A 9,621-nucleotide genomic window follows, 5' to 3' on the forward strand; every position below is an offset into this window, starting at 1 on the left:
AAGGGAGAATGTCGATGACGACAGACGAAATCGAAGTGGCGATCGCCACACAGGACATCACCGAAAACGCGTGCGTGGCGACACCCACGCTGCAATGGGTTGTGCTCTATCTGATCCGACAGGTTTTCGGCGGTCCTGAAGAGGGCGGCTGGTGGTACGAGGCGGGCGAGATCGTCACCGACCCGGAACTCTACCGCGATCTCGGCGGCTTGCCCCGCGCCTTCCTCGATCCGGTCGACGCGCATGCCTACCGCCGCTCGTTGTTCGAAGGCGAAGCGCGGCTCAACGGCGGCCGCGCGCCACTCCACTCGGTGCTGAGCGACGGATTGTTCGAGCTCCAGGTCGTCGGCGGGCCGGTACCGCCGCCGCACTTCCCAGCGACCCGACCCACCTACGAATAGAGGAGGCGACCATGGCCTATGGACGTCGCCGGCAGGCAGCCGGCGCGACGGATCGTCGCGACCGCCAGCAGGAGGTCACCGACCGGATCATCGGCGCGCTCGAGCAGGGCACCCTGCCCTGGCGCCAGCCCTGGGATCCGGGACGCGCCGGTCATGACATGCGGCCGCGCAATGTCGCCTCCGGTCGGCTGTATCGCGGCATCAATATCCTGCTGCTGGCGATGGACGAACGCGCCTGGAGCAGCGGCGACCACCGTTGGTGCACCTACGAGCAGGCCAGGGCCAATGGATGGCAGGTGCGCAAGGGCGAGGCCGGCACCACCGTGTTTTTCGTCGGACAAGCGCCCCGCAAGGAGGGCGCACGACGCCGTTGCAAGCAAGGCTTGCTTTCGGACGATTTTTCGGGGATGCTCGCGGAGTGTTGTGCCGCTCAAGGCTTTCCGCTTCCGGTTTGGCGACCGGCTGCATCCCTAAGACATCGAAATCTGCGCACTGGCCCCCCTCGCGGGGGCCTTTGCTGTTTCGGGGATATGTGGTTCAGCTTGCTGGGCGTCGGGGCTCCTATGCAGAGGGGCGATTCTTCCACTGTTGCACAGAGAATCGCTGTATCACAACTGACATAGCCGATTCGGCGAAGATCGCATCGCAGAGAGCGCCGCTAAGCTACGGTAAAGACTGGACGCGACGACAAGCTGCGGTTGGGGACAGGGAGACATCGAGCCATGGCCTTCGCCAAGCACCAAGGGGTCAGCAAGGAGGCCGTCTGGCTGGGCGAAAACGTGCGCTATCTGCGGCGCCACGTCATCGGGCTCAGCATCGTCAAATTCTGCGAGAAATATCAGCTCGGCTATTCGTTCATCGCGCGCCTCGAGACCGGCAAGACCGATGTGTCGATCGACTATGCAGCGCACTTGGCGGCCGTGCTGGGTGAGCCTCTGGCCGACCTTCTCAGGCCACCCGCAACACTCCAGGCATCGCGACCGGCAAAGTTTGCCAACTACGAACAGAACGCGTCGGCGACCGGCTAGGCGCCGGTCCCCACGTAATGGCAAGGCCCCTGAACGAGCCGCCTTGTCCCCAAAATCCAGGCGCCGAGCGCCCGGAGCGTAGCGGAGCACCCCAGCCGTAGGCGCCGCGCCCACAACGCTGGGCGCCGCAGGCCGGGGTGTGCGTCTTCGGGGACAAGGCGGGGACGTTACATAAAACGGGCACAGATATACGGTAGCGCACGGCACCTATCAGGAGACGGCGTGTGAAGTATCCGGGAATATGGACAGTAGCAGGCGTCCTAGTGCTGAGCTTGACTACGACAGCGGCAAGCGCGGCGGAGCCTGCTGGTGTCGCCGCCTTCGCCCGGGATCGCCACCTTACACGGTACAGCGTGGCACTTTCCGATCTGAACGGTGACAAGCAACCCGAGGCATTGATCTATGCCATGGCAACGACCAGTGGCGACGGTCAGGCCGACCTTTGCGGCAGCGGCGGATGCGACCTTTATATCTTGTCGCTAACCCCGACCGGCTATCGTCTGGTGACGAATATCTCGCTTACCCGCCCCCCCATACGCGTGCTGCCCAGCATGACCCATGGCTGGAACGATCTTGGCGTGTTGGTCGCAGGGGGTGGCGTAGCTGCTGGATACGAAGCTCGGCTTCGCTTCGACGGGCATCGTTACCCCAAAAATCCGACTATCCCGCCCGCGATCCGGGCGAAGGACAAAATCGGGAAAACTGTGATCAGGACGCTGCCGACAAACAGGTGATTTCCGTCATCGCCTCCCTCGCTTGGACTGCACCCTCTGGATGGGTCGAAAACATACGACAAACCCTGTCGCCTCGGATCGTCGTGCGGGAACGAGGCGGGGAGGGTTTGTCGTATACCGTTAGCGTATATCCGTGCCCGTTCTATGTGACACCCCCAAGGCGGCGGCGAGGCGCTAAGTACTTGTCGCGACAAGTGCAGCGCTCATGCTGCTGCAAGCGCCCGGTAAACCGACGATCGCCCTACGCCGAGCTTACGGGCGATTGCGCTCGGCCCGAGGCCGCTCTCGGCGTGCATCCGCCTGATCTCAGCCACGTCGATGCTCGGCTTGCGGCCGCGATAAACTCCGCGCGCCTTGGCCTGGGCGATGCCCTCGCTCTGGCGCTCACGGCGCAGGTTGGTCTCGAACTCGGCGAACACGCCGAGCATGTCGAGGAACGCCTTGCCGGCCGCCGTGCTGGTGTCGATCGGCTGTTCGGTCGCACGCAGCGCGACGCCCCTGCCCTTCAACTCGTGGACGATATCCTGCAGGTCGCGCACCGATCGAGCCAAGCGATCGATGCGGGTCACGACCAGTGTATCGCCGGGCTGTACGAAGTCGAGCAGCACTTGCAGCTCGGTGCGTCCGTCGCGCCGGCTGCCGCTTGCCGTCTCGGCACGGACGACCCGGCACCCCGCCGCCTTGAGCGCCTGCCGCTGCGCGGTAAGGTCCTGATCGAAAGTGGAGACACGGGCATAGCCGTAAGCGGTCATTTTGTTCCATTTAGGTCTAGACTTGGCGACGGTATCGCTCCAAAACGCCAAAATCAACCCTAATGGGACACGAAAACCGTCTCAGCTCGACGCCCCTCTGGGGTATACTCGAATGGAACACCATCCGGGCGTATCATCATCGGATCGGACGATATGGGGGCGTCTCATAGAACGGGCATGGAGATACGCGAAGGTTTGCTGAGCCGGAGGGGTCGCAGCTTTCCCTTGGGTATCCTGGTGTCGGACCAGAGGTTTTTGCCACCTCCGGACCGGTTCTTACCTTACGAGGAAGGCGACGACGCAAAACATCTGTTTGTCGTCACATCAGACCCTCCCGTTTCTCCGTCGCAAGACGGCTATTTCGAGAAAACACAATCGGGAACGGATTCTGGGAAAGAGAGGCCTACGTCTGCCACACCGGGCGTGGCCGGCACCGGCTTTCCCATTGGACGTTCGTTTACGGGAAGGCCAACAGAGGCGCGTCAGATGGGTTTGACCGCCTCGTAATAGTTGTTCCCGCCTTCGTCGGATCGGCAGTCGTCTAACCGCAGCCCAACGCTGGTAAGATGCGCAGCATATGCGTCCGCTCCCAGCGACATTGATGTACGGCCCGTTAGCGTATCATTCCAACGGCAGACCTCACGTGGAGCGCTAAACAGAAATCGTCCGTCGGGTTCCAGCACATTAGCGACGCTGGTGAGAAGCTTCCGTTGGTCGCCCTCACCAAGCAGAAAGATGAGTCCGATCGAGATCACACCGACGAAGGTTCTGTCGAAGAAGGAACTGTCCTGAGCCGGTTCGCAGACCGCAGGCATGTCGGGAAGGTTGAGCCTGTATGCCGAAATTAGCGAAGGTGATGCATCAACTCCCCATACGGAAAAACCAGCGTCCACCAGCCGGGGTCACTGCACGAAAGTGACGTTTATGTACGCTAGGATCGAACGAACGGCGAACGCTGACGGTGCTAAGGTCGGAAGGGTATGACGACAGCCTGATCGAGGAAGGCGCGCATACCTTTTTCATCGACGGTCTGACGAAAAGCGGCATGCGCGGCATCATCAGTCGCGAACAGGTCGTCCCAGACCGTAGACGTTCCATGCTCATTTTCGACTTCGAGCGACCAGCCCGGCTCATTTTCCAACCGAATGATGTTCACTCTCACGGTGACGCCCTGCTCGGTGACGATACCAGACAGGCTCGAGGTGACGATGTTCGGATCGCGTTCGTGCATCACTCTTTCCTCATGCTTTGACTGCGGTTTTAGCGGCGGTGCCTTCGAGCGCCTTGTAGAGCGCGGTTTTGCCGACCTTGAGCCGGGTGGCGGCTTCGCGGACGGTCAGCCCCGCCGCAATATGGGTGCGCGCCTTCTTCAATTTGTCGGGTGTGATGACGGGACGTCGACCGCCAAGGCTTCCCCGTTCCCGTGCAGCCTTCAGGCCGGCATTGGTACGTTCGCGGATCAGGTCGCGCTCAAACTGGGCGAGCGAGCCGAAGATATTGAACACCAGCATGCCGCCCGATGTGGTCGTGTCGATCTGCTCGGTGAGCGATCGGAAACCGACACCGCGCGAGGCCAGTTCGCCGACCTTCTCGATCAGGTGGCTCATCGAACGGCCGAGCCGGTCGAGCTTCCACACGACCAGCGTGTCGCCGGCACGCAGATAGGCAAGCGCTTCGGCCAGCCCCGGCCGATCGGTTTTTGCGCCAGAGGCGTGGTCGTCGAACGTGCGCTCGCATCCGGCCGCGTTCAGTGCATCATGCTGGAGCGCCAGCTTCTGGTCGCCGGTCGATACCCGCGCATAGCCGATCAGCGCCACGGTCGGTCCCGATCTGTCCGTTTTCCCATCGATTTGCATTCTTGTCCGAATCGCCATCGCGGGTCCAGAGTTGACGGACATATTCATGCTGGCCGCCAGAGGGCCGTCTGACGGACAGGGCGGGAAAGGTCGTGGTGCATGGCAAGGCGGCGGTTGCTGACACGCGAGGCGCTTGCCCCGCATTACGATCCCCCAACCGACGAGCGGGAAATTGCCCGTCACTTCACCCTTGGGCGCGAGGATTTCGATCTTGTCGGCGAACGTCGGGGAGCGTCGAGCCGGCTCGGGTTCGCGATGCTGTTGCTGTACATGCGTTGGCCGGGCCGTGTGTTGGAGGCCGGCGAGAAACCGCCAGGTGCCATCCTCGCCTTCGTCGCCGAGCAGATCAATGTGCCGACACCGGCGTTCGACGATTACGCCCGTCGCGATGAAACCCGCCGCGCCCATCTCGCCGATCTCATGCAGCGGTTCAGCTATGCTGCTTTCGACCGGAACCACTTTCGTGCGATCGTGGCGTTCGCGATGCCGGTCGCGCAGACCGTCGCCCAGCCTCTCCTGCTTGCCGGCACCGTCATCGATGAGTTGCGACGACGACGGGTGTTGCTACCGCCCCCGGCTATCATCGAGGCGATCGTCAGACACGCCCGTCAGCAGGCCGAACAGCTCACCTATGAAATCCTGACCAACGGCATCGAGCCGGAGAAGCTGGCGGCGCTGGACGCATTGCTGACCCGGCGGTCGGATCAGGGAACGACATGGCTGGCGTGGCTGCGCAACGCGCCGCAGTCGCCGGCAGCGCGTAACATCCTGCGGCTGCTCGAACGGCTCGATCATGTCCGGACGCTCGGCCTCGACCCGGCGCGCGCCGGCATGATCCCATCGGCGACGTTCGATCGACTGGCGGACGAGGCGGTACGCATCACGCCGCAACATCTCGGCGAACTTGCGGCCATGCGCCGTCATGCGACACTGACGGCCTCAGCCATCCGCCTTGAAGAGAGCCTGACCGACGCCGCGCTTACCATGTTCGACAAGCTGCTTGGCAGCATGGTGCGCCGGGCGGAAAACCGGACGCGTGACAAGGCGATCAGGACGGTGCGCGAAATGCAGGGGCATCTACGCGCCCTGACCGATAGCTGCCGCGTACTGATCGACGCGCACGCCAAGGGTATCGATTCCCTTGCACGTATTGGCACGTTCGACTGGGCGCGGTTCGGCTCCGCTGTCGCCCAGGCGGAAGTCCTCGTCCGCCCTGAGACGATCGACCGCACAGCCGAACTGATCGAGCGGCATCGCGCGGTAAGGCTGTTCGCCGGGCAATTCCTGCGGGCGTTCGCGTTTCGCGGTGCCGGACCGGTCCAGGGCATCCTCGATGCGCTCGCCATCATCGCCGACGTCTACCACACTGGCAAACGACGCCTGCCTGACAAGGTGCCGCTGCGCTTCGTGCCGGCGGGCTGGCGGCCCTTCGTGATCCGCGATGGCGTCGTCGATCGCGCGGGCTATGAACTCTGCGCGCTGTCCCAGCTTCGCGATCGGCTGCGAGCCGGCGATATCTGGGTGGCGGGCAGCCGCCAGTATCGTGACTTCGACAGCTATCTCATTCCGCCTGCCACTTTCGCAGTGCTGCGCGAAAAGGGGCCACTTCCGCTCGCAATCGAAACCGGGTTCGCGTCTCATATTGAGGATCGCCGTGAGCGACTGGACCGTGCGATTGAACGGGTGACGGTACTGGCCCGGCAGGGCGAACTGCCCCAGGTCCGGCTCGACGAAAACGGCCTGATGATTTCGCCGCTGAAGGCGATCACGCCGCCCGCAGCGGAGGTCGCGCGTCGCACCGCCTATGACCGTCTTCCCCGTGTGAAGATCACGGACATCCTGCTCGATGTCGATGCTTGGACCGGCTTGGGCGACTGTTTCACCCACCGGCGTTCGGGTCGACCGGCAGATGACCGTAACGCGCTGCTGACCGTCATCCTTGCCGACGGCATCAATCTCGGCCTGACCCGCATGGCGGACAGTTGCCGGGGCGCCAGCCTGCGCCAGCTCGCCCATCTGCATGACTGGCACATCAGCGAAGCCGCCTATGGCGAAGCGCTGGGGCGGTTGATCGACGCACATCGTGCGATGCCGCTTGCAAGATTATGGGGCAGCGGCATCAGCTCGTCGAGTGACGGGCAGCAATTCCACGCCGGTGGGCGCGGTGCCGCGATCAGCGATATTAACGCCCGCAACGGCAACGAACCCGGCGTGTCCTTCTACACCCATATCTCAGACCAGTATGATCCGTTTGGCTCGCGGGTGATTGCCGCGACCGCAGGCGAAGCGCCCTATGTCCTCGACGGTTTGCTGTACCATCAGACCGGGTTGTCGATCGAAGAGCATTATACCGACACGGGCGGCGCGTCCGACCATGTATTCGGGCTGATGCCATTCTTCGGCTACCGCTTCGCGCCGCGCTTACGCGATATCAAGGAGCGCCGCTTGCATCTGCAGCCCGGTCAGGAAGCTGGGCCGTTGCTCGCCGGCATGGTCGGCGATCCGATCGCGCACGACCATGCAGCCGCGCATTGGGACGAACTGCTGCGGCTTGCCACCTCGATCCGGACCGGGACCGTCACCGCCTCGGCGATGCTGCGCAAGCTGTCCGCGTATCCGCGCCAGAACGGCCTGGCACTGGCATTGCGCGAGATCGGGCGGCTCGAACGCTCGATCTTCATGCTCGACTGGTTGCAGGACATCGATCTGCGCAGGCGAACCCAGGCCGGGCTGAACAAGGGCGAGGCGCGCAACGCGCTTGCCCGCGCATTGTTCTTCAACCAGCTCGGCGAGCTGCGCGACCGTCGGTTCGAAAACCAGTCCTATCGCGCCTCCGGTCTCAACCTGCTGGTCGCCGCGATCATCCTGTGGAACACACGCTATCTCGAACGGGCACTGGCCGACATGGGAGCGCCGGACGACGTTGCCCGCCATATCGCACCGCTGGGCTGGGAACATATCGCGCTCACCGGCGACTATAGCTGGGAGCGGGACGACCGGCCCGGCCCGGATCAGTTCAGGCCGCTCCGTCTTTCCATTTCGCTGCTCGCTGCTTAAGCGCAACTGATCGGCGCACCGGGCTAAGCGATTAGCGATTGCTTGGATCGCCTGCCTGCGCCAAATACTAGCAGCCAGAGCGCCAGTGCTGTTTCCCCGATCAACGTCGGGTCCATCAGGTGCGGCGAAAGCATCCGGGCAAAAGCCGGTGCCGCCAGGTCGGCGATGCTGTTGAGGATGTAGCAGGCCCCTGCCAGCGCCATCAGCGCCCCGATGACCCGAGGCAAGAAGCCGCTGCGCCACGCCAGCCAGCCCAGCATCAAGCAGTAGATGCCGAAAAACGCTAGGCTCACGTCGTAGCCATCGCCATGAACCTTAAGTGCGAGCAGCGTCGCCGCTTCGCGCTGCGGCGCTCCCAGCACCGCGAGATACGGCGTCGTCGCCAGCAGCCGCAGCGGGACGAGCAGCAGCAGGGTATCAGCGGCTAGCACGGCGATGCCGATCAGGCTGAAGGCGGCTGCCATCCGCGACACGCCGGCATGGACGGGGCGAAACATGTCGAGGAAAAGCGTCGTCACACCGACATAGCAGGCCAGCATCACAAGATCGGCAGCGAGGCCAGCTCGGAACAGAGCCTCGTTGGCGAGTATGGCGCGCGCCGTGGCGGTGGCGTCGCTGCCGACGATCAGCGACCCGCGCGATCCCACCTCGGCAAACAGGCCGAAGACAATCGTGCCAAGGTAGAGCGCGCCTGCAAGACGCGCGACGGTAGGCGAAGGCGCAGCCTCAACCACGGTTGGCCTCGCGGGGCCAACGCGTCGCGACGACGGTGATCGCCAGCGTCAGCGCCATCTCGATCACCGCCAGCACCTTGTAGAACGGTTCCGAACCGGGAAGGCTGGCCGCCATGATGGCGGTGTAGAACAGGCCGAGGACGATGCAGGCCCACCGGCAAATGCGCGCTGGCAGCAAGAGCGACAGGGCGACCATCAGGCTCGGGATCGCCATCATCAGCGATACGCCCGTAAGAACGCCCGGCGTAGCATGACCCAGCGGCCCCATGCTGCCACGGTTCATGTCCGCCAGTGTGCCGACCACGTACAGGCCGAAATAGTCGCCGTAGACGTAGCAGAACATCGTAGACGCCCAGAGTGCCGCTAACTTTACCTGTGCCGGCGCTCGATACTCTTTCAACTCCACATGCGTCCCCCAACCAGTGTGTTGTTAGGGTAACACGGCAATGCCGATATCGCAACGATCCAATCGGGACGGTCATACAAACGAGACCGGCTGGTGAATGTGTTTCCGCATCTGTTATCTAAAGCCCATCCAGCGTCCATTGATTATCTATGTTCGTCGTTCGTTTGCACTTGGCGTACGTAAAACTCACTTTCGTGCAGTGACCCCAAGGAGGGCTCCGGTGCGGAGGGTGGCCCGGCACCGGCTGGGAGCGACGGAGACCCCTCCGAGCGCATGGTGCGGTTCTACAAGTCCCACACCGTCTTCCACACCTCGCAGATGGACGGTGTGCCCGATCTGCCGCCGCTGGCCGTCGACGAGGCACCCTGGGCGCGCATCGAGGCGGTCGACACGATGCTCGAGCGCAGCGGCGCCGTGATCAGGTATGGCGGTCCGGCCGCCTTCTACGCACCCGCGTCGGACCATATCCAGCTGCCGATGCGCGGCGCTTTTCATGACGCGTACGGGCTCGCCAGCACGGCCGCCCATGAGCTGCTGCACTGGAGCGGAGCGAGGCACCGCCTGGCGCGCGACCTGTCCGGAACGTTCGGCTCTGCGAGCTATGCCTTCGAGGAGATGATCGCCGAACTCGGCAGTTGCCAGATCGGCATGAC

12 protein-coding genes are annotated in these 9,621 nt (G+C 63.4%); 6 read left to right on the forward strand and 6 right to left on the reverse strand.

All coding sequences use genetic code 11. The annotated features are described in order from the left end of the window. The first annotated feature begins 14 nt into the window (after nucleotides 1-14). The 4 genes from FHR90_RS16360 to FHR90_RS16375 all read left to right on the forward strand — a co-directional run bounded on the left by FHR90_RS16360 (nucleotide 15) and on the right by FHR90_RS16375 (nucleotide 2,163). A complete protein-coding gene (locus FHR90_RS16360) occupies nucleotides 15-401 on the forward strand; it encodes a hypothetical protein (protein ID WP_176621760.1) in 387 nt (128 codons plus the stop codon). Nucleotides 402-412: 11 nt separating this feature from the next. Next, nucleotides 413-1,024, forward strand: coding sequence for an ArdC-like ssDNA-binding domain-containing protein (locus FHR90_RS16365; protein ID WP_176621759.1), 612 nt, complete (start codon nucleotides 413-415; stop codon nucleotides 1,022-1,024). A gap of 99 nt (nucleotides 1,025-1,123) precedes the next feature. Continuing rightward, complete coding sequence (locus FHR90_RS16370; RefSeq protein ID WP_176621758.1) at nucleotides 1,124-1,429, forward strand: helix-turn-helix domain-containing protein; 306 nt, start codon at nucleotides 1,124-1,126, stop codon at nucleotides 1,427-1,429. A 353-nt stretch (nucleotides 1,430-1,782) separates the two neighbouring features. After that, entirely contained in the window at nucleotides 1,783-2,163 is a 381-nt protein-coding gene (locus FHR90_RS16375) for a hypothetical protein (protein ID WP_176621757.1), read from the forward strand. Nucleotides 2,164-2,366: 203 nt separating this feature from the next. On the opposite strand, the gene FHR90_RS16380 is transcribed toward FHR90_RS16375, so the two are convergent. The 4 genes from FHR90_RS16380 to FHR90_RS16395 all read right to left on the reverse strand — a co-directional run bounded on the left by FHR90_RS16380 (nucleotide 2,367) and on the right by FHR90_RS16395 (nucleotide 4,732). Beyond that, the gene (locus FHR90_RS16380; RefSeq protein ID WP_176621756.1) at nucleotides 2,367-2,915 is read right to left on the reverse strand and encodes a recombinase family protein; all 549 of its coding nucleotides are present in this window, start codon (nucleotides 2,913-2,915) and stop codon (nucleotides 2,367-2,369) included. Nucleotides 2,916-3,397: 482 nt separating this feature from the next. After that, the gene (locus FHR90_RS16385) at nucleotides 3,398-3,808 is read right to left on the reverse strand and encodes a class I SAM-dependent methyltransferase (protein WP_176621755.1); all 411 of its coding nucleotides are present in this window, start codon (nucleotides 3,806-3,808) and stop codon (nucleotides 3,398-3,400) included. A 71-nt stretch (nucleotides 3,809-3,879) separates the two neighbouring features. Next, on the reverse strand, nucleotides 3,880-4,146 hold the full coding sequence (locus tag FHR90_RS16390; RefSeq protein ID WP_176621754.1) for a hypothetical protein: 267 nt from the start codon (nucleotides 4,144-4,146) through the stop codon (nucleotides 3,880-3,882). Nucleotides 4,147-4,156: 10 nt separating this feature from the next. Then, a complete protein-coding gene (locus tag FHR90_RS16395; protein ID WP_266153114.1) occupies nucleotides 4,157-4,732 on the reverse strand; it encodes a recombinase family protein in 576 nt (191 codons plus the stop codon). 138 nt (nucleotides 4,733-4,870) lie between these two features. Here FHR90_RS16395 and FHR90_RS16400 point away from each other — a divergent pair, with 138 nt between their 5' ends. Continuing rightward, nucleotides 4,871-7,828, forward strand: coding sequence for a Tn3 family transposase (locus tag FHR90_RS16400; protein WP_176621753.1), 2,958 nt, complete (start codon nucleotides 4,871-4,873; stop codon nucleotides 7,826-7,828). 23 nt (nucleotides 7,829-7,851) lie between these two features. On the opposite strand, the gene FHR90_RS16405 is transcribed toward FHR90_RS16400, so the two are convergent. Together FHR90_RS16405 and FHR90_RS16410 are read right to left on the reverse strand one after the other, a co-directional pair. Continuing rightward, nucleotides 7,852-8,562, reverse strand: coding sequence for a DUF4386 domain-containing protein (locus tag FHR90_RS16405; protein ID WP_176621752.1), 711 nt, complete (start codon nucleotides 8,560-8,562; stop codon nucleotides 7,852-7,854). Next, complete coding sequence (locus FHR90_RS16410) at nucleotides 8,555-8,968, reverse strand: DUF6326 family protein (protein WP_176621751.1); 414 nt, start codon at nucleotides 8,966-8,968, stop codon at nucleotides 8,555-8,557. Before FHR90_RS16410 ends, FHR90_RS16405 begins: the two co-directional genes overlap by 8 nt. A gap of 273 nt (nucleotides 8,969-9,241) precedes the next feature. On the opposite strand from FHR90_RS16410, the gene FHR90_RS16415 reads away from it, so the two are divergent. Continuing rightward, nucleotides 9,242-9,621: zincin-like metallopeptidase domain-containing protein (locus FHR90_RS16415; protein WP_246330342.1), on the forward strand; the 380-nt coding region annotated here is incomplete at its 3' end.

It is taken from the genome of Endobacter medicaginis, assembly GCF_014192375.1.
Taxonomy (GTDB): domain Bacteria; phylum Pseudomonadota; class Alphaproteobacteria; order Acetobacterales; family Acetobacteraceae; genus Endobacter; species Endobacter medicaginis.